At 56.8% G+C, this 25,169-nt stretch carries 16 protein-coding genes and 1 pseudogene; 8 read left to right on the forward strand and 9 right to left on the reverse strand.

What is annotated here, in order from left to right; genetic code table 11:
* Nucleotides 1–137: 137 nt before the first annotated feature.
* Complete coding sequence (locus ACYX4K_RS09210) at nt 138–740, reverse strand: peroxiredoxin (protein ID WP_475092412.1); 603 nt, start codon at nt 738–740, stop codon at nt 138–140.
* 340 nt (nt 741–1,080) lie between these two features.
* Here ACYX4K_RS09210 and ACYX4K_RS09215 point away from each other — a divergent pair, with 340 nt between their 5' ends.
* From ACYX4K_RS09215 to bfr, 3 genes are all read left to right on the forward strand, one after another.
* A complete protein-coding gene (locus ACYX4K_RS09215; RefSeq protein WP_475092411.1) occupies nt 1,081–1,293 on the forward strand; it encodes a bacterioferritin-associated ferredoxin in 213 nt (70 codons plus the stop codon).
* A gap of 142 nt (nt 1,294–1,435) precedes the next feature.
* Complete coding sequence (locus ACYX4K_RS09220) at nt 1,436–2,752, forward strand: DUF2254 domain-containing protein (RefSeq protein ID WP_475092410.1); 1,317 nt, start codon at nt 1,436–1,438, stop codon at nt 2,750–2,752.
* Nucleotides 2,753–3,045: 293 nt separating this feature from the next.
* Nucleotides 3,046–3,528 (forward strand): bacterioferritin, encoded by a 483-nt coding sequence (gene bfr, locus ACYX4K_RS09225; RefSeq protein WP_043315457.1) that lies wholly within the window; start codon nt 3,046–3,048, stop codon nt 3,526–3,528.
* Between the two features lie 113 nt (nt 3,529–3,641).
* Here the strand turns inward: bfr and grxD are convergent, their stop codons facing one another.
* Nucleotides 3,642–3,974, reverse strand: a complete 333-nt coding sequence (gene grxD, locus ACYX4K_RS09230; protein WP_475092409.1) for a Grx4 family monothiol glutaredoxin — start codon at nt 3,972–3,974, stop codon at nt 3,642–3,644.
* 343 nt (nt 3,975–4,317) lie between these two features.
* Here grxD and ACYX4K_RS09235 point away from each other — a divergent pair, with 343 nt between their 5' ends.
* The 5 genes from ACYX4K_RS09235 (at nt 4,318) to ACYX4K_RS09255 (ending at nt 12,220) form a co-directional block, all read left to right on the forward strand.
* Nucleotides 4,318–5,505 (forward strand): acetylornithine/succinylornithine family transaminase, encoded by a 1,188-nt coding sequence (locus ACYX4K_RS09235; RefSeq protein ID WP_475092408.1) that lies wholly within the window; start codon nt 4,318–4,320, stop codon nt 5,503–5,505.
* A 28-nt stretch (nt 5,506–5,533) separates the two neighbouring features.
* Complete coding sequence (gene argF, locus ACYX4K_RS09240; protein ID WP_475092407.1) at nt 5,534–6,448, forward strand: ornithine carbamoyltransferase; 915 nt, start codon at nt 5,534–5,536, stop codon at nt 6,446–6,448.
* A 921-nt stretch (nt 6,449–7,369) separates the two neighbouring features.
* The gene (locus ACYX4K_RS09245; protein WP_475092406.1) at nt 7,370–10,324 is read left to right on the forward strand and encodes a ribonucleoside-diphosphate reductase subunit alpha; all 2,955 of its coding nucleotides are present in this window, start codon (nt 7,370–7,372) and stop codon (nt 10,322–10,324) included.
* 231 nt (nt 10,325–10,555) lie between these two features.
* The gene (locus ACYX4K_RS09250) at nt 10,556–11,845 is read left to right on the forward strand and encodes a ribonucleotide-diphosphate reductase subunit beta (protein WP_475092405.1); all 1,290 of its coding nucleotides are present in this window, start codon (nt 10,556–10,558) and stop codon (nt 11,843–11,845) included.
* 60 nt (nt 11,846–11,905) lie between these two features.
* Nucleotides 11,906–12,220: an OST-HTH/LOTUS domain-containing protein gene (locus tag ACYX4K_RS09255; protein WP_475092404.1), complete on the forward strand. Its 315-nt coding sequence runs from the start codon at nt 11,906–11,908 to the stop codon at nt 12,218–12,220.
* Nucleotides 12,221–12,252: 32 nt separating this feature from the next.
* On the opposite strand, the gene ACYX4K_RS09260 is transcribed toward ACYX4K_RS09255, so the two are convergent.
* The 7 genes and pseudogenes from ACYX4K_RS09260 to ACYX4K_RS09290 form a co-directional block, all read right to left on the reverse strand.
* Complete coding sequence (locus ACYX4K_RS09260) at nt 12,253–12,552, reverse strand: EF-hand domain-containing protein (RefSeq protein WP_475092403.1); 300 nt, start codon at nt 12,550–12,552, stop codon at nt 12,253–12,255.
* Between the two features lie 73 nt (nt 12,553–12,625).
* A complete protein-coding gene (locus ACYX4K_RS09265) occupies nt 12,626–12,955 on the reverse strand; it encodes a DUF6515 family protein (RefSeq protein ID WP_475092402.1) in 330 nt (109 codons plus the stop codon).
* Between the two features lie 213 nt (nt 12,956–13,168).
* Nucleotides 13,169–16,510, reverse strand: coding sequence for a X2-like carbohydrate binding domain-containing protein (locus ACYX4K_RS09270; RefSeq protein WP_475092401.1), 3,342 nt, complete (start codon nt 16,508–16,510; stop codon nt 13,169–13,171).
* Nucleotides 16,511–16,765: 255 nt separating this feature from the next.
* Nucleotides 16,766–19,846: a cellulase family glycosylhydrolase gene (locus tag ACYX4K_RS09275; RefSeq protein WP_476178677.1), complete on the reverse strand. Its 3,081-nt coding sequence runs from the start codon at nt 19,844–19,846 to the stop codon at nt 16,766–16,768.
* A 400-nt stretch (nt 19,847–20,246) separates the two neighbouring features.
* Nucleotides 20,247–20,576 (reverse strand): annotated as a pseudogene (locus ACYX4K_RS09280) (carbohydrate-binding protein); the annotation flags it as partial.
* Between the two features lie 121 nt (nt 20,577–20,697).
* Nucleotides 20,698–21,759: a cellulase family glycosylhydrolase gene (locus ACYX4K_RS09285; RefSeq protein WP_476178678.1), complete on the reverse strand. Its 1,062-nt coding sequence runs from the start codon at nt 21,757–21,759 to the stop codon at nt 20,698–20,700.
* A gap of 340 nt (nt 21,760–22,099) precedes the next feature.
* Complete coding sequence (locus tag ACYX4K_RS09290; RefSeq protein WP_475092398.1) at nt 22,100–25,000, reverse strand: TonB-dependent receptor; 2,901 nt, start codon at nt 24,998–25,000, stop codon at nt 22,100–22,102.
* Nucleotides 25,001–25,169: the final 169 nt, after the last annotated feature.

A 25,169-nucleotide genomic window follows, 5' to 3' on the forward strand; every position in this document is an offset into this window, starting at 1 on the left:
TTTTATTACAGTTCATAAACCTAGAGCTGCCGGAATCACTCACTCACACGCAAATATGACTGAAATTACTGGTTATAGAGGTCGGCGGTTTTTCTGGCACGGGAAGGCGCTTGTGACCTTCCCTGCACTCCTGCAGCTTACAGCTTGCCGGAGTTCTCGCTCAGGTACGCAGCAACGCCTTCCGGGGAAGCGTTCATGCCTTTGTCACCTTCCTGCCAGCCAGCCGGGCAAACTTCGCCGTGCTCCTGGTGGAACGCCAGCGCGTCAACCATGCGCAGCATTTCGTCTACGTTACGGCCCAGCGGCAGATCGTTTACTACCTGGTGACGTACAGTGCCTTCCTCGTCGATCAGGAAGGAACCACGGAAGGCAACGCCGCCTTCGGACTCAACGTCGTAGGCCTGGCAGATTTCGTGCTTCACGTCGGCAACCAGGGTGTACTTCACCTGGCCGATACCACCATCGTTGATGGCAGTGTTACGCCAGGCGTTGTGAGAGAACTGGGAGTCGATGGAAACACCGATCACCTCAACGCCGCGCTTTTTGAACTCTTCAAAGCGGTGGTCGAAGGCGATCAGCTCGGACGGGCACACAAAGGTGAAGTCCAGCGGGTAGAAGAAGATTACCGCCTTCTTGCCCTTGATGGTTTCTGCCAGGTTGAACGCGTCAACGATTTCGCCGTTACCCAGTACTGCTGCTGCGGTGAAATCCGGAGCGGGCTTACCTACTAATACAGCCATGAGAACCTCCTCAATGAGATAGATAATGGATTGTAGAAATGGTCAATTTATAACCAGCGGCTATAAACAGACAAAAGATCGATAGGGGGCCGCTATGATACACAGGGGCCTATGGCAGTCCCATTAAATTTTTATATAACGCCAATAGCAGCTGCCCCGCCCCTCTACACCCGCCTGCGGCCACTTTGACCCAAGAGTCAAACGCACCCCTACTGCCTGCGAGACGACCAACTAGAATACTTACTGAGCGGTCGAAAAATCTTATTGACACTTATTCTCATTAACAATAAGATCCACCCTCGATTGAATAGAAGATTGTATTTGCGCCAGGTTTTTCGCGATGTATGTATGTATCTGCAAAGGCATCACCGACAGCCAGATCAAAGAAGCTGTTTACGATGGTTCCACCTCGGTAAAGGCCCTTCGTCGCCACCTCGGGGTTTCCTCTCAATGTGGTCGCTGTGCCGAGCTGACCCAGGAGATCATCGACGAGACCATGACTGCCGGTATGCTCCCGAATACCAACAGCGCGCTGTTTTACTCCGCCGGCTGATCCCCGGCGCCGGGCAGGCATCTGGTCGCACAGCGCCTGCCCCACCCTCCGCATTGATTCCAACACACTCTCCCACGCCCCTGTCCTAGGCTTAAAAGCACTGTCTCTACGCTTTCCCTGCGCCTGGAGTCCCTGCGGGTCGATGAAACACCAGCTACTACACCTTTCCGAGCGGTTGCGCGCCAGCTTCTGGGTAATTCCCGCAATCATGATGGCCTCTGCGATCTTGCTTGCGCAGGGATTCCTATCCATCGACCAGCACTGGAATGTCGAGCAACTGCCGGGCCTGGGCTGGCTCCGGTTGCGTGACCCCGACAGCGCCCGCGCGCTGCTGTCCGCGGTCGCCGGTTCCACGATCACTGTGGCAGGCACGGTCTTTTCAATAACCACGGTTGCACTGACACTCGCCTCCAACCAGTTCGGCCCGAGGCTGGTGCGCAATTTCATTCGCGACCGGGGCACTCAGGTATCGCTCGGTATTTTTCTATCCACCTTTGTGTATGCGCTGCTGGTCATGCGCGGCATAGATGCCAGCGGGCCGCGGCACCATCACACCCTGGCGGTAAGTTTTGCCCTGCTGATGGCTCTGGCCTGCATCGCCTACCTGATTTACTTCATTCACAACGTGGCCCAGTCGATCCAGATCGACAACATCACCTTCCAGATCAATCGGGAATTCCGCAATGCGCTGGAGACCATCTACCCCACCGAGGATTGCCGGGACCCTCGCACCTGCCGGCGGGATTTACGGGACCTCACGCTCGGCGACGATGCCATGCGTGTACGCGCAAACACCGAGGGCTACATCCAGCGCATTGATCACCAGAAGCTGATTGCCTGGGCATGCCAACACCAGTGCACCGTGCGCCTGGATATCCACCCTGGCGCCTTCCTCTACCACTGGGGCTGTGTCGCTACGGTGTACGATCCGCCGCGCGATACCGACAGCCAGGCGATTGCCGAGGCCATTCACAGCGCGATCACCCTTGGCGCCCAGCCTACCGCCGAGCAGGACGTCATTTTTTCCATTCGGCAATTGGCGCAAATCGCGGTGCGCGCACTGTCCCCTGGAATCAACGACCCATTTACCGCCTACACCTGCATTGACCGCCTTATTGACGGGATCGGCATCATCTTGCAGCGCCCGGCGCTACCCAACTGTTTTCATGACGACAATCGCAAATTACGACTGGTTACCATCGAACTGAGCTTTGCCGATGTGCTGGCAGCTGCGCTGGATGAGATCCGCGAATACGGCCGGGAAAGCGGGGTGGTAATGCGGCACCTCTGCAACGCGCTTATCGAACTCGCGGAAATCTGCACGCGCAGTGAGGATCGGCAGGCATTAAACAACCTGATTCAGCGTCTGCAGGAAGACTGCGCCATCAGCCTGCAAGATAAGTTCGATGTCGCCGACATTCAAAAACAACTATCGAGAATGCGCAGCGAGCTGGAGTAAATTGGAGGCGCACGCAAACAATCTAAACAGCAATCGTTCTCACTGTAGTTTTCGGCCTTTTTCCCGTTAATTTTCTGGCTTTTTTCCTGCACGTTCGCCGACATTCCGCGCTTGACTTGTCCATTTCTGCAACGCAAACTCCACACAATCTCGCGCTGCGGACTCTACAATTTTGATGGTGCAGGACGGAATTTTTCCGCCCCCTTTCATCATCGTTTCAGAAAGTCAGCGCCCGCATTTTTGATAAATAATTGCCGCCACAGGACATTGCGACCCGGCTCAAGGAGAACACCATGAAAGGCGATCCCAAAGTCATCGAACATTTGAACAAGGCACTGGGCAATGAGCTGATTGCCATTAACCAGTATTTTCTGCACTCCCGCATGTTCAAGGACTGGGGGCTGAAAGAGCTGGCCGACAAGGAATACCACGAATCCATCGACGAGATGAAACACGCCGACTGGCTGATCGAGCGGATTCTGTTTCTGGAGGGCATCCCCAATCTGCAGCACCTGGGCAAATTGCTGATTGGTGAAAACACCGAAGAAATGCTGAAGTGCGACCTGAAGCTGGAGCAAAAGGCCATCCCCGATCTTCGCGACGGTATCGCCTATTGCGAGTCTGTTCGCGATTACGGCAGCCGCGAACTGCTGCAACGCATTCTCGACTCCGAGGAAGAGCATGTGGACTGGCTGGAAACCCAACTGAGCCTGATCGACAAGGTTGGCCTGCAGAACTACCTGCAAACCCAGATGGTTTCCGCTTCCGAGGAATAACCTTTTCTGCAGGGCAGGCTCCTACCTAAAGGGCAAACCCCACGCATAAAAAAACCGCGAGTTTCTCGCGGTTTTTTTATGTCTGAGATTTTAACTCAGGGATGCAGTAACGATTACTCGCCCTGCTCGGCCCCTTTGGCCGTTTCCTCGATCAGGGTCTTCAGCTCGCCGCTCTCATGCATCTCCATGATGATGTCGCAGCCGCCCACCAGCTCCTGCTTTACCCACAGTTGCGGAAAGGTTGGCCAGTTAGCGAATTTTGGCAATTCCTGACGGATATCCGGATTGGACAGCACATCCACATAGGCAAAGCGCTGACCGCAGGCCATCACCGCCTGGGAGGCGCGCATGGAGAAGCCGCACTGCGGAGCGTTGGGGCTGCCTTTCATATAAAGCAGGATGTCATTATCGGCGATCTGCTTTTTGATATTTTCCAGAGTATCCATAGTGGAAGCTAACCTCGGCTTGAAAGTCGGTTGGTAATACGGTGGATAGTAGGGTGACCCGGCACCGCGGGCGTCTAACCGTAACAGAAAGCGCGCATTGTACCCGATTCCAATCTGATTCCCACGGGGGGCCAGCAATCGCCCGAGAATGCCCCGGATCAGGGCAACAGCTGCTGGTTCCGGGCCATGGCTGTGCTAGTATTGCCGGTTCCCCGGGGAAATTGCGGTCAAAGTGCGCCCAATGCGTATTTTCTGCGGTTTCCCTTTTACTTTGGGCCTTCCTCTATATAGATAGCTACATGGACAATGCCCAACAGAGACCCACCCACAGAGGAGATTTACGGTGGCTACTCCCGCACTGATGCAGAACTACGGTAACAGAACCCTGACCCTGGTCAGAGGTGAAGGCAACTACGTGTGGGACGACAATGGCCGACGATATCTCGACGCCCTCTCCGGGATAGCCGTGTGCGGCCTCGGCCACTGCCACCCGGCAGTTACCCTGGCGATCCAGGAGCAGGCCAATACCCTGCTACACGTCTCGAACCTGTACAACATTCCGCCCCAGGAGCAACTGGCCGACAAGCTGGTAAAGCTGTCTGGATTGGACAATGTATTTTTCTCCAACTCCGGTGCCGAGGCCAACGAGGCGGCGATCAAGCTGGCGCGCAAGCTCGGCAACGAGCGCGGCCTCGCCTGCCCGAAAATCGTGGTGACCGAAGGTGCATTCCACGGGCGTACCCTCGCCACCCTGACCGCCACCGGCAACCCCAAGGTGCAACAGGGCTTTGCGCCGCTGCCGGAAGGTTTTTTGCGGGTGCCGTATAACGATGTGGCAGCCATTGAAGCACTGGCCAATGCGCACGACGATATCGTGGCCATTCTGGTGGAGCCGGTACAGGGCGAAGGTGGCATCCGCATTCCGGACGCCGATTACCTGCCGCGCCTGCGCGCACTGTGCGACAACCAGGACTGGCTGCTGATGCTGGACGAAATCCAGACAGCCAATGGCCGCAGTGGCAAACTGTTCGCCTACCAGCACAGCGACGGTCTGCTGCCGGACGTGGTCACCACCGCCAAGGGCCTGGGCAACGGCGTACCGATTGGCGCCTGCCTGGCTCGTGGCGAGGCGGCCGCACTGTTTACCGCCGGTGCCCACGGCTCCACCTTTGGTGGCAACCCTCTGGCCTGCCGCGCTGGGCTGGCGGTACTGGACACTCTGGAAAGCGAGTGGCTGATAGAAAAGGCGGCGAGCCTCGGCACACAACTGCTGGACCAGCTCAAATCAGAGCTGGCCGGCTGCGCCCACGTCCGGGACATCCGCGGCCTCGGCCTGCTGATCGGCATCGAGCTGGACCGCCCCTGCGCCGAGCTGGTGGACCTGGCGCGCGCGCAGGGATTACTGATTAACGTCACTGCGGGTAATGTGGTGCGCCTGCTGCCGCCACTGACCCTGAGCGATACGGAATGCCAACAGGTCGCCAGCACCGTCGCCGCACTGGTGCGGGACTTTGCCCAACAGGCCGCCTGACGACAAAGGAATTAAAGAGGATACCAATATGGCAGTCAGACACTTTCTCACTCTGCTCGACCTGAATCGGGACGAACTGCGTGCAGTCGTCGAGCGCGCGATCGAGCTCAAGGCCCTGCGCAACCAGGGCATCGCCAGCGAGCCATTTCGCAACAAAGTGCTGGGGATGATTTTTGAAAAATCGTCCACGCGCACCCGGGTTTCTTTTGAGGCCGGTATGGCGCAGATGGGCGGCAGCGCCCTGTTCCTGTCCCCCCGCGACACCCAACTGGGCCGCGGCGAGCCCATCGAAGACAGTGCACGGGTCATCTCGCGCATGGTGGACATGGTGATGATCCGCACCTTCGGCCACAACGTGCTGGAGCGCTTTGCGGAATACAGCAAGGTGCCGGTCATCAACGCCCTGTCCGACAGCTACCACCCGTGCCAGCTACTGGCGGACCTGCAAACCTATGTAGAACACCGCGGCAGCCCGGAGGGCAAGGCGGTGGCCTGGGTGGGCGATGGCAATAACATGTGCCACTCCTACATCAACGCCGCACTGATGTACGACTTTGAACTGCGCATCGCCTGCCCGGAAGGTTACGACCCGGACGAGACCATCCTCGCCCGCGCCAAAGACCGGGTAAAAATTGTGCGCACCCCGAAAGAAGCCGTCACCGGTGCCGACTGGGTTGCCACCGATGTGTGGGCCTCCATGGGCCAGGAGACCGAGCAGCAGATCCGCCTCACTGCCTTCGACGGCTACCTGGTGGACCACGAGCTGATGAGCCATGCCAACCGGGACGCCATATTTATGCACTGTCTCCCGGCGCACCGCGGCGAAGAAGTCAGTGGTGAACTACTGGAAGATGAAAAAATCTCCGTAGTGTGGGACGAAGCGGAAAACCGCTTGCACGCACAGAAGGCACTGATGGAATTCCTGCAGGACAACAGCAACTAGGCCCTCATATCTTTCGAGCTCATTTCGGGCGCCGGTCATTGCCTCCGGCAAACTGGCGCCCGAATCCTCTAACCAGGGTAAAATTACTGCACCTTGTCCACAGGTTAGGCATTTCCCGGTCGAAAAATCGCCGCACGACGTCAGCAGTCAGCGGTTACCTCTCTCGCAATAATTTCACCACTCTACCTAGCGGACTGGCGGCTAAATTGACCCTGCAGTGCCGATTTGATCAGGGAATGCTCAACCGGGAATCGTTATTGCTGGGCTTAATTTGAGACCCGCTTACTATTAAAAAATATTCTTAAAGTGTGGATAGCGCGCCATCCACTGTTCACTTTTTATACCCAGCCAGTAATGGCGGGCGCTGCCGGGGAATAGAATTCAACCTCGCACCGCCTACCCACAAATTATCCACAAGTAACTCCATAGTTATCCGCCTTGAATTACCCCCCCAACCGCATTATCTTGTTGCTCATTCGAGATCGGACCCCAACATATTGGGTTTGAGCACAGAGCAGCCCCCAGATATAGCCCAGGCATCTCCGGGGAAAACGACGCTAAGTGCCTTTCTGCGCCAGCAGGTCCACCACAACATGTTGTGTCCGAACTCAAGCGCACCAACTAGCTGGCTTCGCAGGTTGTCCACATTTCCCCTTTTCTTTGGGCCTGTGGCACCAAGGTCAAACACCCGAGCCAATCGCAGTATCAAAGCAGTACCCCACAAGAGTTACCCGAGCGAAGCCACGGCTTCGCCGCCACTACTTGTGCCCGCGGAATCGCCAAGGTTCGCGCAAGGACTGCACTGAACGACGAAAAAGTGGTCGCGTAAACAGTTTCAGGCCACAAGCCGACACACTGAAAAATCAGAGCAAAAACCAAGGCAGTCGACCCCGACGCGCACGAAAACTTACGGAGAAATTCATGCACACAGAGACAGGGCGTTCCCAGTCTGTGCCTAATGGCACTACCAAGGATTCGGTAACAGACCAGGCCAGCAGCAACACCTCACTGGCTGCCACCGCCCCCGGTCAGATTCGCGTCATCAAGCGCAACGGCACCGTGGTGCCCTACGCCGACAGCAAGATCTCCGTTGCCGTTACCAAAGCCTTCCTCGCCGTTGAAGGTGGCACTGCCGCAGCTTCCAGCCGTATTCACGAGCGCGTGGCCGATCTGGTTTCCCACATCAGCGCCACCTTCAAGCGCCGCATGCCTTCCGGCGGCACCATCCATATCGAAGAAATTCAGGACCAGGTCGAGCTGGAACTGATGCGTGCCGGCGAACACAAAATCGCCCGCGACTACGTGCTCTACCGCGAAGAGCACGCCCGCCTGCGCGCAGAGAAAGAAAAAGAAAAGGCCACTGCTGCCGTCCAGTCCACCGACACCCATCCGAGCATCCGCGTAAAGATGGAAGACGGCTCACTGGTACCACTGGACATGGAACGCCTGCGCACCATCGTCAGCGAAGCCTGTGAGGGCCTCACCGATGTGGACGGCAACGTGATCCTGAATGAAGCGCTGAAAAACCTGTACGACGGCGTTTCCGAAACCGACATCAATACCGCGCTGGTAATCACCGCGCGCACCCTGGTGGAACAGGAACCCAACTACACCTACGCCACCGCTTTCCTGCTGTTGGACAAGCTGCGCGCTGAAGCCCTGCGCTTCCTGGACGTGGCCGAGTCCGCCACCCAGAAAGAAATGGAAGGCCTGTACAAGCCGGCCCTGGCCGCCTACGTGGCCAAAGGTATCGAACTGGAACTGCTGGACCCGGCACTGGCCAGCTTCGACCTGGAAAAGCTGGGCGATGCGATCAAGCCCGAGTGCGATCACCAGTTCACCTACCTCGGCCTGCAGACCCTGTACGACCGCTACTTCCTGCATTCCGATGAAGTCCGTTTCGAACTGCCACAGCTGTTCTTCATGCGCGTTGCCATGGGCCTCGCCATCAATGAAGACAAGCCGAACGAACGCGCCATTGAGTTCTACGAACTGCTGAGCTCTTTCGACTACATGAGCTCCACCCCGACCCTGTTCAACGCCGGTACCCTGCGTCCGCAGCTGTCCTCCTGTTACCTGACCACCGTGCCGGACGACCTGCACGGCATCTACGGTGCCATCCAGGACAACGCCATGCTTTCCAAGTGGGCGGGCGGCCTGGGTAACGACTGGACGCCAGTGCGTAGCCTGGGCTCCTACATCAAAGGCACCAACGGCAAATCCCAGGGTGTTGTGCCCTTCCTGAAAGTGGCCAACGACACCGCGGTCGCGGTAAACCAGGGCGGCAAGCGCAAGGGCGCCGTGTGTGCGTACCTGGAAACCTGGCACCTGGATATCGAAGAATTCCTCGAGCTGCGCAAAAACACCGGTGACGACCGCCGCCGTACCCACGACATGAACACCGCCAACTGGGTGCCGGACCTGTTCATGAAGCGCGTATTCGAAGACAAGGAGTGGACCCTCTTCTCCCCGGCGGACACCCCGGACCTGCACGACCTGTTCGGCGAAGCATTCGAAGCGCGTTTCACGCACTACGAACAGCTGGTTGCCGAAGGCAAGCTGAAGCTGCACAAAAAAGTGCGTGCACTGGACCTGTGGCGCAAGATGCTGGGCATGCTGTTTGAAACCGGCCACCCCTGGATCACCTTCAAGGACGCCTGCAACCTGCGTAGCCCGCAGCAGCACGCCGGTGTGGTTCACAGCTCCAACCTGTGCACCGAGATCACCCTGAACACCAAGGCAAATGACGAAATCGCGGTGTGTAACCTGGGCTCGGTCAACCTGTCTCAGCACATCGGCGAAGACGGCAAGCTGGATACCGGCAAGCTGGAAAACACCGTCAAAACCGCCGTGCGCATGCTCGATAACGTGATCGACATCAACTACTACTCCGTGGAAACCGCGCGTCAGTCCAACATGCGACACCGTCCGGTGGGACTGGGCCTGATGGGCTTCCAGGATGCGCTGTACAAGGCCGGCATCTCCTACTCCAGCGATGAAGCTGTCGCCTTCGCCGACACCACCATGGAAGCGATCAGCTACTACGCCATCTCCACCTCCAGTGACCTGGCGGCAGAGCGCGGCAGCTATGGCAGCTACGAAGGCTCCCTGTGGAGCCGAGGCATCCTGCCGATCGACTCCATCGAAATTCTGGCCAAGAACCGCGGCGAGCAGTTTATCGACCAGGACACCAGCAGCACCCTGGACTGGGATCTGGTGCGCGACAAGGTGGCAAACCAGGGCATGCGCAACTCCAACGTCATGGCCATCGCCCCGACCGCGACCATCGCCAACATTACCGGCGTATCCCAGTCCATCGAGCCCACGTACCAGAACCTGTACGTGAAATCGAATCTGTCTGGCGAATTCACCGTAGTGAACCCCTACCTGGTACACGACCTGAAAGCCCGTGGCCTGTGGGACAAGGTGATGGTCAACGATCTCAAGTACTACGAAGGTTCTGTACAGAAGATCGACCGCGTACCGGCCGACCTGAAAGCCAAATACGCCACCGCGTTTGAAGTGGAGCCGCGCTGGATCGTGGACGCCGCCAGCCGCCGTCAGAAGTGGATTGATCAGGCCCAGTCCCTGAACCTCTACATCGCCGGCGCCAACGGCAAGAAGCTGGACCTGACCTACCGCATGGCCTGGTACCGCGGTCTGAAGACCACCTACTACCTGCGTGCACTGGCTGCCACCACCACGGAAAAATCCACCGTGAACAGTGGCACCCTGAACGCAGTGAGCGCCGGCGGCGCCCCCGCCGCCAGCGCCGCGCCGGTAGCGCCACAGGCCTCGGCTCCACAAGAGCCCGCACCAGCAGCCGTACCCGCAGCCTGCTCCCTGGACGATCCAGACTGCGAAGCCTGCCAGTAAGCGTTCGTTACAAGCTGACGTTACAAGCTAAAAAGACTCTCGGGGGAGAGCACCGCGTGGAGCCGCTGGCAGCAGCGGCTCCACGCAACCAAGACCATAAGCGCCGCCCCGGCATCGGGCCAGAACGCCGCAAAAGCGTCAAACCCGGGCCGGGTGCAGGTCGCACACGAAACATACTTTGGATGCCCCATTACCAATGGGACATCGCACGGAAAAAGATAAGGGGAAGTCATGCTGAGCTGGGACGATATCGACACACAAGCCAAGCCAGAGCCCAAGAAAGCCGAACCGCAACCGGTGCCGGGTGCACTGCAATCCGAGCAGCAGGCAGTCACCGAACCCAGCGCTAACTACCAGGTAGAGAGCGCCAGCAGTGCCCCGGCATCGACCGCGGCCCAAGCCGAAACCAAGTCCACCGCTGCGCCCTCTTCCGCCGTGGAAGCCGCGCGCGCCGCCGTAAACGATCTGGATCCGGCCCCGGGCCTGGAAGAACTGGAAATGGGCGCTGCCCGTATCGAAGTCGACGAAAAGCGCATCATCAACTGCCGCGCCGACCTGAACCAGCTGGTACCGTTCAAGTACGACTGGGCCTGGCAGAAATACCTCGACGGCTGTGCCAACCACTGGATGCCGCAGGAAGTGAACATGAACAAAGACGTGTCCATGTGGAAAGACCCCAATGGTCTGACCGAAGACGAGCGTCGCATCGTGGAATACTCCCTGGGTTACTTCTCCACCGCCGACTCCCTGGTAGCCAACAACCTGGTGCTGGCCATCTACCGCCACATCACCAACCCGGAATGCCGCCAGTACATCCTGCGTCAGTCCTTTGAAGAAGCCATCCACACCCACGCCTACCAGTACTGTGTAGAGTCTCTGGGCATGGACGAAGGCGAAGTCTTCAACATGTACCGCGAAGTACCCAGCGTCGCCAAGAAAGCTGCCTGGAGCCTCGCGCACACCGGCTCCATCAGCGATCCCAACTTCAAGACCGGCACCCCGGAAACCGACCAGGAACTGCTGCGCAACCTGATCGCCTTCTACGCGGTTACCGAAGGTATCTTCTTCTACTGCGGCTTCACCCAGATCCTGTCCATGGGCCGCCGCAACAAGATGACCGGCGTTGCCGAGCAGTTCCAGTACATCCTGCGCGACGAGTCCATGCACCTCAACTTCGGCATCGACGTCATCAACCAGATCAAACTGGAAAACCCACACCTGTGGACCGAACAGTTCCAGCAGGAAGTGACCCAGATGATCCTGGAAGGTATGGAACTGGAAGTGGCCTACGCCCGCGACACCATGCCCCGCGGCGTACTCGGTATGAACGCGGCCATGATGGAGGAATACCTCCACTTCATCGCCAACCGTCGCCTGAGCCAGCTGGGCCTGAAGGAACAATTCCCCGGCGCCCAGAACCCCTTCCCGTGGATGTCCGAGATCATGGACCTGCGCAAGGAGAAAAACTTCTTCGAAACACGGGTAATCGAATACCAGACCGGTGGTGCGCTGCAGTGGTAACGCACTGAGAACACATCGACTGTAGAAAAGGAATTACTACAAGAAAGAGTCGCTCACAGGATGAGAGGTATTGAAGCGGGCGAAAGCCCGCTTTTTTTATATCTGGAGAAAAAGAGTGGAGAAAAGCACAAAAACATCAAGTCTGATACAAAGTTGATCACGTTACTGCGTCAAGCTATCGAAGCCACCGAGGACGACGATGGTTGGGCTGATCTCGGTGCTGTCGGCTCCAATATCTCCAATAGGACTTCCTTCGACTGCCGAAACTATGGCTTCAAAAACCTGAGCAGCCTGCTAAGGGCCATCGATCTTTTCGAGCTAAAACGCGGTCAGGGTAAGTCATTTTTGGTCAGGGACACTAAAAGGACTAAATAGAGTTAATTACCACTGCGCGTTGCTTACCTAGACTACTCCTGTCCTTTTCGCTTCCCCCGCATTCCCTTGCGGGCCTGCTTCATTTCCTCTTCCGTTACAAAGCCGTCGCCGTCTTGATCCATGCGGGAAAACATTTCTTCGGGGTCGCCTCTTCTCGGCGAGAAAGCTGAGAACTCATCCACGGAAAGGCGGCCATCGCTATCCGTGTCGAGCTTTGTCATCATATCGCCAAGGCGACCGCCCTTGCCCCCGGTAGAAGTTTCTTCCTGGGCAAAGCTGGTGGAGGTAACCAGCAGTATGCTGGTGATAAGCAGAGCGTGGACACTTTTCATTGGTAGATTCCTTAATCAGAAGATTTCGTTAATCACATTGATCAAAAATCCCGGCGCAAGCGCCGGATGCACCTTATCCGAAGGCAGCCCCCGGATTCTTTACTACCACATACGTTGCCGTCTTCGGCAGCCAGCGATAGTAGTTACCTTTTGCATAAAAATAGGGTTTACCGCTGACAATCACCTTGCGGTAACCCACTGGTAACGCTTTTGCACGATACCCCACCGGATACATTTTTTTCACGACCACAACCGTTTTCTGTTGCGGTTTAGCGTGATGGCGGTGTGCACTGTGACGCTCGCTATAGCGTGGGCTCGCATCCGCATAAGGGGCGGCAAAACTTCCTGAAAACAGGACCAGTGTCATGGCAATGGCCATCACGGGCTTCTGCAGATTTGGCATAGGTTTCCTCCTCAGTTTGCAGATCCGGTTCAGTCGTGTACTGCGTTCGAGTACCGATGGAAGAATTCTATTCGCTGGCCAGTTAAGTGGGGTTTCTTCAGGCTAAAGAAATGTAAATAACCGTTTACCGCACTTTACCCACAAAAAAGGCCGCAGCAGGTAACCCCACTGCGGCCTTGTTTTCCCCGGGGCATACCCGGGCTTGAGTTGGATCTACTGATTCAGGGACTCATAGTAAGAAGAACGATCGATCAACAAATCACAAACTGGTTTGTGCAGGTCGATATGGATCATGTTGCCTTCGGTGTTGGAGCCGGGCGCGCCGGTTTCCGTGAGGGTTTCTTCTTCTGCAGTCATGGCACAGTACATCTGGAAGCCATCGTTGTTGGCTACCCAGCCGCCAGTGGGCTCACCGTAGGGGCCGGCGCACCATTGGCAACCATCCAGTGGCGTGTTGCCGTTGCCCCACTCCTTACCGGAGAGCTGCCAGGCGTGCATACCGCCAATGGCGTCCTTGTTCTGTTCCGCCTGCGCGTACCAGTCGACAAACTTCTGGTAACGCACGTTCAGGTCTTCGGCCACTGTCGCTTCCGAGGCCACCGGCCAGCTGAATTCACCGATATAGGTTGGCTTATTCAGTACCCGCCCTACTTCGGCGAGCTGGTCGATATTGGCCAGGGTTTCCGCGTCGGACATGTTCCACCAGGTGGGGTACAGGTGCGCACTGATGGCGTCGATGGTGGGTAAGTCGTTGACGGTTCTGACGAAGTTAAAATCATCCCCGGTACCATTGTGGCCAAACGACGACTCTGCACCAATGGACACCAGATGACTGGGGGCGAGTGACTTGATCAGACTGGAAATATCGTCCACCCACGCTTTGAAGATTTGCGCGTTACAGCTGCTTTCACAGCGGGGCTCGTTGGCCAGCTCCCACATCATGATGGCCGGATCTTCCGCGTAGGTGTAACCGGTCAAAGGGTTCTGGTGCTGCAACAGTTCGGTGATAAAGCCTTTGAACTTGTCTACGGACGACGGCGTGGAGAAATGCGGTGAGCCGTAAGAATCCAGGTTGCCGAAGTAGTTCCAGTGATCCGCCAGTGACAGCACCAGCTTGATGTCGTACTGATGAGCCAGTGCCACATAGTTGTCGAACAGCTCGAAACTGCGATCCACAATGGCCTGCTCGGCAGCGGTGCGATTGGCTTTGGTCAAAAGGAAGTCGTCACCGGACTTCATGTTGATGCAGACACCATCATGGGTTTTGCTGTCGTTGCAGAACATCCAGGTGCGCACCGAGGTCATGCCGAGATGGTGCGCGCGCTGGAAGAAGTCTTCCGCCATGGCTTCCGGCTTGTACATTAGGTAGTACTGGTTGGAACCGTTAAAGTAGAACGGCTGGTTGCCCAGTACAAACTGTGTGCCCAGGGTATCCACATAGAAGGGACCGGGAGCATTACCCACCTGCACCCGCAGTGCTTTTTTCAGGCTGGTGCCGGCGACTCCAAATTCCAGGTCGTAGAGACCATCACCGCTGGTAGGAATCACCAGTGGGCTGTTACCTCCGTATACCTGGGTGGCGCCACCGTTAACGGAATACGTCAGGTCACCGGTGGCATCCTTATCGAAGTCCACGGTAATGTCCGCACCACTGCTCAAGTGGTCGAACGCCTGTGGGCTGTTGATTTCCAGGTTGCCGAGGAAGTTCACGCACAGGTTGTGTACGCTGGCCCAGCCCCAATCGCCTTCGCGATTGATCATGCCGATGCGATGTACACCCGCACTCAGGTTGTGCACAAACTCCATGTCCTGGGGTGCTGAAACGGGCGTATTCGGCCACACCATATTCGACAGGCCACCGTCGTCCAGCAGGTAGGACACATACTTGTCGCCGCCCTCGGTGCTATAGGTGAGCAGCACCTGATACTGACCGGCCTTTTCCAGGCTAAAGGTCCAGTAGGCAGCGCTGCCATTGGTGCCGGTGACCTTCGCGCGGTCACCTTCAATTACAGCACCTTCGGAAGTCACCGTGCTGATATCGAAGCAGTCACCGGTAAGCGCTTCCGTCGCGGTCACCAGGAAATCTGCCGAGGCACTGCCGTGATCACTGCTGCTGAATTGGGCGCTATAGCTGACGGTCTGCCCACTGCTCAGGCTAGCCACGTGCGCTTCATTCAAGGTGAGTTCACCGCTGCTGTAGCTGTAGTCACTGGCCTGCAGTGCGACACCATCGGCCTCGACACCGGTAAAGGAGAAGGAACCGGAATCCAGGTTGAAGGTCAGCGCAGTGGGCGCATCTACATTGACGGTCTGGCTGTCCGGAGAAACCGTTGGCATCACCACAGGCTCGCTGTCTACACGCAGCTCTACGGATACGGACTGGTTGCCCAGGTCGGCATTCTCGAAAGTAGCGGCCAGGTTATAACTGCCCACCGCGAGGGTGCTGATGTAGCCCGCTTCCAGGGTCAGGCTCGCCGCACTCACGCTGTAGTCGGTGCCCTGCTGGAGCGTGGTGCCGCCATTACTGAGACCGGTAAAGGTATAAGAGCCGCTGTTCAGGCTATAGCTGACGCTTTCGCCGGAACCCGCCTGTACGCTCTTGCTGGCCGGGCTCAGTGTGGGATCTTCCGGCACTACTTCCGCCGGGATAACCCGAACGTCGCCCAACAGGATATAGCCCCAGTTACCGCTTGTCCCTTCTACACCAATCACCTGCTCTCCAGCGCTTAGGTTGGCGGTCATGGTGTAGGTTTCAGTACCGGTGGTGGCCGGTGTCGCCACCTGCTGGGTGCTTCCACCCACGTAAAAAGTATTAGTTTTTTCACCGTGGGGGGACTGGTAATCAAATTCCACCACATATTCCCCGGACATGGGGGCGTAGTAGAGCCACTGCGCCTGGCCATGTTTGAGTGACACCAGACCACCGGACAGCTCGGCACCATCACTCAGCACCGCATCCTGCGGTGTCAGTGTCTGGGCTTCCTCGCTCACCTCCACCACATTGATATCGACCGCAAGTGGCGTGGCGCTGGCAAAATTTAGCAGGAAACTATAGTTACCTGCGTCAAGACTGCTCAGGTAGGCAGCACTGAAGGTAAGCTCGTAACCGTTCAGGTTGTAGGCACTTTCACCCACGGACGTCGCCAGCGTGGTGTTGTCCACGGACACCAGGGTGTCGCCATCAGTATTCAAGGTGAAGACCACATCACTGCCGCCATCGCTGTTGAAGGAGCGGGATTGTGGAGATACGACTGGCACCGGATCGGGATCGGGATCGGGATCGGGATCGGGATCGGGATCGGGATCGGGATCGCCACCAGTCTCGCAGTCCTCAATAAATTCCCAAGGACCCCACTGCTCATTGCGATCGGGCGCGGAGCCTTTCACCCACCATTTGGCTTTGAAGTGGGCGCTATCGTAGGTGACCAGTTCGTTACCTTTGTACTGGAAGGCGGTATCCCATTCCGGCGCGGTACAGGCGGCCGCCTGTGCACCAAGGGGAACGGCCATCATCGCGGCTATTGCCAGCGACAGGCCTGTTTTTGCTTTTATCATTTCACTCACCATGCATTTTTTTATTGGTGTTTCATTGGAGTGAGTTCGCCGTTAACTGCGACCAGTGTCGATACAGCGGACAACCGCGGCACAAGCAGAATCTGACTGCCCGGCAACTCTGCGGCCCGCGATACACGCACCGCAATTCACGGCAGGGGAACTGCCGTGCAATGACCAGCGCACCACGGTGCACCAGCCACTGTTCTTTGCCTATTGCCGGCAGCACCGGCAAATATCGGCGGTAATTACACCGTCTCAGGGCACCCTGCTGACACAGGCGGATACATCACCCGGCCACTGATTCCACTGCCAGGCCCAGCCTCCCGCATAACCGAGGTCGTGCAGGCGCTCGCACAGATCGCGGCCATCTACCGGGTCATTGAGAACATTCAGGTCTTCTACATAAAACTCGCCAACCACAATGGGCTTGTCGACGCCCCAGTAGTCTGCGGAGTGATGGAAGGGAGACCAGGCCCCGTTCTTGCCTTCATTGTTGTAGTAATGGGGCTGATAGAAATCGAGCACGGCCAGAGCGTCCCCGTCTGCGGCGGCGATCAGGCGATCGTCCCGGTACAGATTGGTTCCGCCGGCCACATCGGAGTTGTATTTACCCATGGATTTTGAGCCGGTGGTCACCAGTGCCTGCTGGCCGAGGTTCTGTGCTACCCGGTGAATAGTCGCCGCCATTTTTGCCTGTACCCGCTGTAACTGGGCCAGGGTCGGCCGACGACCACCATCCGCGGCGAGCCAGGATTCCGTCATGTTTTCCGGTTCGTTGAACAGCTCCCAGGCCACAAGTTGTGGGTGGCTGTTGAGCTGCTCCACCATCGGCGTGAGAGCGTTGTCCAGATAGGATTGCAACACCGCGTCCTGAGTCAGTAACCGGTAGTTATCGAAGGTCGGTGGATTGCGCACGTCGTTGGCCCGCAACATATCGAAAGACCATAGGGAGGGAACAATGTACACGTCGTACTCCGCGGCAATATCCAGTGCCCGCTGCAGGTCCTGAATGAAGCTGCCACCAGGCCCGGTGACCACCTGCTTGCCATTTACATTGCCCCAGGCCGGGGTATAGGAACCGTCGGTGTGAATCCACCAGCGTAAGGTATTGCCGCCGGCATCCACCAGATCCTGCAAGGCACTGCGCAGGGAATTTTCATCCAGACCATTGCCAATATCGTTGGCGAAATTGAACCAGGCGATATTAAAACCGTTCAGGTACAGAGGCTTGCCGTTGTACAGAATACGACTGTTGGCCGCAGCGGCTTCCACCGTGACGGTTTTACTGTGTTGGTGGGATTTTCCGCTGTCATCAAGCACCGTCAGGGTCACGGTGTACTCCCCGGCACTGTAGCTGTGGTTTACCTGTGCACCGGTCGCACTACTGCCATCGCCGAAGGTCCACTGATAGCTGACGATTTCCCCATCCCCATCGTAGGAGTTGGTCCCATCAAAGCTGATCTGTTCATCGGGTTGCGGTGCACCCGGTGCGAACGTGAAGCGTGCTAGCGGTGTACCGTCATTAGCGACCGGCACGTTTTTCTGAGCGACGATCTGCGAGTAAGCACCAAACACATCACAGGCATCGTCGTACTGATACTCTGGATTACAGTAGATGGTAAAACGATCCCAGTCGTTATACAGACCGTCACAGGCCATGGCCGGTCCCGGTGTGGTATCGCAGTAAGGGCCGCCCATATTTTCTTCGCTGGGGATTTCCCAGAAATCCGTGTCGGACAGAATCCACATCAGTGCGCCATCGAGATCCTCGGCGTCGGCAATTGCCAGCCATTCCTCGAAAACACGTTTGCGCTCTGCCGGGGTAATACCGTCGCGGCCGTCCCAGTGCATCCATGGCTTCATGGTATTGGGGTCAAACTGCAGCATGCGGCCGTATTCACCCATGTACACGGGCTTGCCCATGGCGCGCGCCTTGGCGATACGGCTGCGGGCAAACTCCTTGGCCTGCTCCTCATCCAATCCCCACCAATCCGGGTACATATGGAAAGAGGCCGCATCGATATTCGGGAAACTGTGATCGGTGACGAAGTCGTTGCCGTCTTTGCCCTTCTGCTCTTCGGGTTCCCAGGGATTGTCCGCATCGAACCCTTCGGTGCCGGTTGACACCAGATGGCGCGGTGCAATGGATTTGATATGGGACGAGATATCGTCAATCCAGTCGTGGAAGTCGGCTTTCTGTTCCGACGTACAGGTGATACAGCGCGGCTCATTCGCCAGCTCCCACATCATGATGGTGGGGTCATCCTTGTAAGCAACGCCACTGATGGTATTGACCCGATTCAGCAGGTAGGAAATGTATTCCTTGAAACGTGTGCGCGACCAGTCATCGCCGTAGTACTGGGCATTGGCTTCAGCGAGGAAAATATGATCTTCCTTCGCGACCATTTCCCCATCCACTTCCACCATCACCACCGGCGGTGTCACGCCCCGCTGGCGCTGTTCGGAGCGATAGCAGGCTTCATAGTCCTGTGGTCCTTCCACTCCGTCACCGTCGTTATCCACAATGATATTCGGCGACCAGTAGGCGTAATGGCACATACCGCCGAAACCACCCCAGTAGTTGGTGAGTGGCAGAATCAGTTTCAGGCCCGCTTTGCGTGCCTCTTCCACAACCCAGTCAAGGCGAGCGAAGGCGGCTTCATTAAAGCGCTCGGTAGCGCTGACCGAATCCGGGTTCTCTGGCTGGAAGCACATGATGTCGCCATCCAAGCCGGTATTGGCCAGGGTGCCGTAATACTCACCGTCGCAGAACGCCCAGGTACGGAAGCTGGTCATACCCAGGTTTTCCGCACTGGCAAACAGGTCGGTCACCATCTGCTCGTGCTTGTAGAACGGGATATAGCTGTTGGCGCCGTTGGTATAGAAATACTCGCCGTTAAGGCCAAAGTGGCCGTCATCGGTGACGTAAACAAAGCCGTCTTCATAACCGCCTGCAGCCACAATGGAAATAGTGGAAGTGGCAGCATCCGATTGCGCGAATGTCACTTCCAAAACCAGCTGCTCACCAGCGGTGCGCCCCTGGAAAAGCTGCGAGGAAAGTGACAGCTGCGAGCCACCGAGTGTGTAATCACTGCTGTTTAGCGGTTGCCCGGCGAGTGTCACAGTGCTGAGGGTGTCGCCATCCAGATTCAGTGTCAGCACCAGATCCGTGCTATCTCCTTCGGTGAAAGAAACCGTTGCCGGGGAAAGCGATGGCTCCGGGGTATCGGCCGTAACCAGCGCAATATTTGCACCCAGCACCTCGATATAGCCCCAGTTTGCCTGCGGGCGGCCATCTGACCGAAAACTGGTGATTGCCACCTGACAGTGTGACATTGTCAAAAACCACACTCTGAATGCCGGTATCCGCGGTGTTGGTCACCGCGCGACTTTCGCCAGCGGCGGTAAAGGTATTGGTTTTCGTACCATGGGGGGCGGCGATATCAAACGATACCCGGTATTGTCCCGGCTGACTGATGGCATGTGTCCAGGTTACGAAGCCATGGGCCAGCGTAATACGCTCACCTTCAAGCATCGCGCCATCGCTGAGGTAGGCGGCCGCGGCGCTCAGGGTGTAATCCCCGCAGGGATCGGGATCGGGATCGGGATCGGGATCGGGATCGGGATCGGGATCGGGATCGGGATCAGGGTCGGGATCTGGGTCGGGATCAGGATCGGGATCTGGATCAGGGTCCACAGAACCCCCACATTGCGTCAGGTATTCCCAGGGCCCCCATTGTTCACTGGGGTCAGGCGCCTGGCCTTTCACCCACCATTTCGCGCGGAACGCATCGCCCTGGTAGACGACTTCCTCGCCACCGGTGTATTGGGTATTCGTGGAATACGCAGGAGAATCACACCCGGCCGCAAGCACGGGCTGGCTGGCGGCGAATGATATCGCTGCCGCTAATTGCACTATTTTTTTCATCGCTATGGCTCTTACGTTTTTATTGTTCAGAGCACTGGATACAGCTGGATTCCAGTTTTCCTGGTTGTGAAAACCGATTGATTGAATGAATGAAAGAACTACTAATTTATTGTTGTAATCACCGGCGGCCGACCACATTGAAGTGCTCACTACCGGCGCAGAATACCCAGGCGGATACCCTCCTGGGGTACTTCGCGCAACGCGAGGTTTGCGTTGCGCAAAATTTGAGATGCGTATGCTGAATTAACTCTTTATCCCGTTAGGGAACATTCCGAACACAGGCAGCAACCTTGTCCGGCCACTGGTTCCACTGCCAACCCCAACCGCCCGCATAGCCGAGATCGTAAAGTCGCTTGCACAATTCACTGGCTAAAACCGGGTCTCCCATGAGGACAAGGTCTTCGATATAGAACTCACCGGTTACGATGGGCTTATCCAGGCCCCAGTGATCCGCCGAATGATGAAACGGGGACCAGGCTCCCTGCTTTCCTTCATTGTTGTAATAATGAGCCTGATAAAAATCGAGTACTGCCAGAGCGTCGTTATCCGCTGCAGCAATAAGCCGATCGTCGCGATACAGGTTTTCACCACCGGCAGCATCGGAGTTGTATTTGCCCAGTGATTTGGATCCCGTTGTAACCAGTGCAACTTGATCCTGCGACTGCGCTACCCGGTGAATTGTGGCCGCCATTTTTCCCTGGACCCGCTGAAGATCGGCAAGTGTGGGGCGTCGGCCACCATCCGCTTTAAACCAGGCTTCGGTCATATTTTCGGGTTCGTTAAACAGCTCCCAGGCAACCAGTTGTGGATGCCCATTCAATGCTTGCACCATCGGTGACAGGGCCTGGTCCAGGTAGGACTGCAATACCGCGTCTTCGGTCAGTAGTCGATAGTTATCGGCCGTTGGAGGGTTTCGATAGCTGTTCGCCCTCAGCATGTCGAACGACCAAAGGGACGGGACGATATACACCCCGTACTCCGCCGCTATATCCAGCGCCCGCGCCAGATCTTCAATAAAGGTACCGCCGGGACCACTAACCAGGCGCACTCCATCGACGTTTTCCCACGCCGGGGTGTAAGCGCCATCGGTATGCATCCACCAACGCAGTGTATTGCCGCCCGCATCAACAACGTCCTGTAGTGCCTTGCGCAGTTCGGGCTCAGCCAGCCCGCTGCCCACATCGTTGGCAAAATCAAACCAGGCAATATTGAAACCGTTTAAATACAGCCTTTCGCCCTGATAGGTAATAAAGCCCTGGGCAACCCTCTGTGGTTCATCATCTTCAGAGCCGGGCGTAGTCGGTGGTGGATTGCTTCCCACATCACTATCCGAGATCGCTGAGTGAGAGTCGTCACCGGATGATCCACATCCAAACAGGATCAGGAAAAGACTTGTGGCGATTAGTTTCGTTGCGAATTTCATCAAGGATCTAGTCACTACCTGAGGGTGGAACACTCTCCACGAAAGACATGAGAAACATCACCCGTGAAAGATAAAATTTTTACAAAAGGTATTATTGTTTTTTTTAAAAATGCCTCCGGCGAACCGGAGGCCAATGTCGAGAGTCCGACAACTGCGGAAAGGAGAGTCAGGCCACGCCTCGCGTGGCCCCGAAAAAAACCATCCACGCCGCTCAAACGCGGACGGTTTTGCACAACGATCAGAACTTGGCGCGAACACCCAGCGTGTAACGCGGTTCATAGGCATTCTGCCAAGCCTTCTGATCTTCCCACTGGAGGTAGTACTCCTCCGTTTCTCCTGTGAGATTGGAGCCGTTCAGATAAACGGTGACGTCATCGTTGATGTCGTAGCTGACGGAAGCGTCGATATAGGCGGTCGGTGCCTGCATCAAAGTCAGACCTTCGGTGCCCCACACCTGGTTAAAGGCAACCACGCGCTCACTGCGGTAGTTGTAGGCCAGACGTGCCTGCAAACGCTCACCTTCATACCAACCGACAAAGTTCGCCAGCTGCTCGGAGTTGTCTGCAAACGGCAGGTCATTCCCGTCAATGTCCACTTTGCCCGAATCACTGGGCGAGTAGGTGTAGTTCGCATCCACACCAAAGTTCGCCCAGACACCCGGTAGGAAGTCGAACGCCTGTTTGGCGGAAAGCTCAATGCCGGAGAGCTCACCACCATCGCCCTGAACATTGGTCTGAACATCGGTGGTGCGGCGCACTACGCCATCTTGGTCCGGCAGATCCATGGGTACAGAGCCACGCTCGATAAAGCTCTCGATTTCCACCAGGAACAGACCCGCACTGACCATACCGGAGCCAATGTAGTATTCGAGGGAGAGGTCGAAGTTGTCTGCGCGCCACGGGTCAAGATCCGGGTTACCGTTGGAATTGGCCGAAATCACTTCAAACACACCGGTGCTGGAATTGATCGCATAGGTGGGAGACAGACCGCCGCCCCACTGCTCTAGATTCAGCGGCGACATGGTTTTGGCATAGGCCGCGCGCAGTTTCAGGTCATCGCGGAGATCGAACGCCAGGTTCAGAGAGGGAAGCACGTCGGTGTAAGAGCGGCCGGTAACAAATTCGCCACCGTCTACTTCCGGCGCGCCGTAATCACGGGCACCGCCAACTACGCGCTGACCAACTTCCAGGTCGGTTTGTACTACGCGCACGCCGAAGTTACCGCTGACCGGAACGCCCATTTCGGCAGCAAAGTTGGCCTGCAGGTACGCGGAAGTCTCCTGCAGGTTTACCGCATAAGACTGGCCGGGAATAATTCCGCGCTCATTGTTCGGGTACAGGGAGTTGTGGAAGGCCACCACATTGTCCATGGCTTCCGGATTCAGCGCGTACACTCCGGGAATACCGGTAGCGCCGCCAAAGTCGGTCACCCACTGCACATCACTACCGAAAGAAGACAGTGGAATCGGTTTGCCAGCGGTGTAGTAGGTTCCGTTGCCATCGCCAAAGGAACAGGCATTGCCCATCACAACATCGGTCGCTTTCCAGCGCACCAGACAGCCGTTGTTCCCGATCGGTGCCAGTAAGTGGTACTGCTCATTTTCCGCGTCGCGATCGGAGTAGCGCACACCGCCGTCCACAGACTGAAAGAAACCACTATTGTCAAAGTTAAATGAGCCATCGAACCGTGCAATGGTCATCTCGCCTTCGCGGTCGTAGTTATTTTCGGATGAGAGCGCACCCACAGAATAACCATCGAGGTTATTCACCAAATCCGGCACCCCACTCCAGTGGGGGTCGTCACCGCGGTAATCTACAACAATGGACTGGTAGGGATCCGAATAGCCATTGGGGTTACTGGCTTTGGCACCGCCGGGATATTCAGGATATTGCACGCCCCACTGGCTGCCGTCCGCCATATCCAGATCGATGTAGCTGTTCAGTTTGCTCTGTTCCGCACGACCGTGAACCAAGCGGGCACCACCGGTGAAGGCGCCACCATTGTCATAGTTCAGTTCGATATTGATGTTGCTGGACTCAGATACTGTTCCTTTGACTTCCGAGTAGGACTTCAGGCGGCGGCCGTCTGCCTGATACACCTGCACGGTGTGAATACCGTCAGCACCTTCGCTGGATTCCAGCGGAGCAGCCCAACCCCACTGTTGCCACTTATCGGAAATGGAAATACCCGCGCGGCGATCTTTTTCATCCATGTCGGTGTAAAAAAAGTCGGCGGCCAGATCAAAACCATTGCCGAGGTCGGCCTGGAATGAGCCGTTCAAACCAAAGCGTTCGCGTTCGGCAAACTGGTTATAGGCGGTGTGACCCTGATAGGCGATGTAGCGATCGTCGAGGTCGCCGTCGCCGTTCATGTCGTTGCCGTGATAATTCCAGTTATCCGCATCACTGCCGGCTTCGGAAGGCATACCGGACCAGCCCGCATCCGAGCCACCCCCGGCCATGCCATTGTAATAGTTCGCAAGATTGACATTGGCGAGCGAAGCAGAAAGCAGTACACCGACTTGCTCATTATTCCAGGCAAATAAGCCCGAAACAGCACTGTCGGTTTCACCGGAGTCGCGACCGGTCTGCCCTTCTGCGGCAAATGAGGTGGTCGTGCCACTATCGAAATCCATCGGGCGATGGGTACGCAGGTTCACCATGCCGGTAATACCACCAGACAACTTGGATGCGGTCGGAGATTTGTACACATCGGCACCGGCAAACAGCGGCGCGGGAATATCGTTGAAGTTGGGCTGCACCGTGGTCACGGAACCGGCTCCGAGGTAGGACTCACCATTGAGAGTGGTCATCACCTGTGGCATGCCGCGCACGTTGATGGTACTACCCTCGCCTGCGGTCCGGCGGATCTGCACACCGGTAATACGCTGCAGCGAGTCAGAGATGGTGACGTCCGGCAGCTTGCCGATGTCTTCCGCCACAATCGAATCCACGATAGAGGTAGCGTTGCGCTTGGTGTTGATCGCAGTCTCCTGAGACATGCGAATCCCCTGCACCACTACCTCTTCAATTTCACCGGCCCCCTCCTGTGCGAACGCAACCGGTGCGCCTAACAGGCCATAGGCGGCAACACTTGTAGCCAGAATCGCTTGAGCAAACGGCAGTTGTTTTGCCAGCATTTTGTTTTCCCTCAATTATTATCGTGTAGAGACCGCGCGGATCTGGGCACGGCCGGGACGAAGACTTCGCCTCGCTTTCACTGCGGCTGGGACAAGCCCGCATGTAACCGGTTACAATTGATGGGCAAAAAAATACCGAATCAGTAACTCAGGCACTTTCTGCGCAACC

Source organism: Microbulbifer sp. ABF4_107, assembly GCF_056312215.1.

Coding starts and splice junctions, on each gene's coding strand:
- ACYX4K_RS09215 (WP_475092411.1), top strand. CDS start 1,081: ATGTATGTATGTATCTGCAAAGGCATCACCGACAGCCAGATCAAAGAA.
- ACYX4K_RS09270 (WP_475092401.1), bottom strand. CDS start 16,510: ATGATAAAAGCAAAAACAGGCCTGTCGCTGGCAATAGCCGCGATGATG.
- ACYX4K_RS09250 (WP_475092405.1), top strand. CDS start 10,556: ATGCTGAGCTGGGACGATATCGACACACAAGCCAAGCCAGAGCCCAAG.
- grxD (WP_475092409.1), bottom strand. CDS start 3,974: ATGGATACTCTGGAAAATATCAAAAAGCAGATCGCCGATAATGACATC.
- argF (WP_475092407.1), top strand. CDS start 5,534: ATGGCAGTCAGACACTTTCTCACTCTGCTCGACCTGAATCGGGACGAA.
- ACYX4K_RS09265 (WP_475092402.1), bottom strand. CDS start 12,955: ATGCCAAATCTGCAGAAGCCCGTGATGGCCATTGCCATGACACTGGTC.
- ACYX4K_RS09245 (WP_475092406.1), top strand. CDS start 7,370: ATGCACACAGAGACAGGGCGTTCCCAGTCTGTGCCTAATGGCACTACC.
- ACYX4K_RS09260 (WP_475092403.1), bottom strand. CDS start 12,552: ATGAAAAGTGTCCACGCTCTGCTTATCACCAGCATACTGCTGGTTACC.
- ACYX4K_RS09210 (WP_475092412.1), bottom strand. CDS start 740: ATGGCTGTATTAGTAGGTAAGCCCGCTCCGGATTTCACCGCAGCAGCA.
- ACYX4K_RS09290 (WP_475092398.1), bottom strand. CDS start 25,000: ATGCTGGCAAAACAACTGCCGTTTGCTCAAGCGATTCTGGCTACAAGT.
- ACYX4K_RS09255 (WP_475092404.1), top strand. CDS start 11,906: ATGAGAGGTATTGAAGCGGGCGAAAGCCCGCTTTTTTTATATCTGGAG.
- ACYX4K_RS09220 (WP_475092410.1), top strand. CDS start 1,436: ATGAAACACCAGCTACTACACCTTTCCGAGCGGTTGCGCGCCAGCTTC.
- ACYX4K_RS09275 (WP_476178677.1), bottom strand. CDS start 19,846: ATGTCACACTGTCAGGTGGCAATCACCAGTTTTCGGTCAGATGGCCGC.
- bfr (WP_043315457.1), top strand. CDS start 3,046: ATGAAAGGCGATCCCAAAGTCATCGAACATTTGAACAAGGCACTGGGC.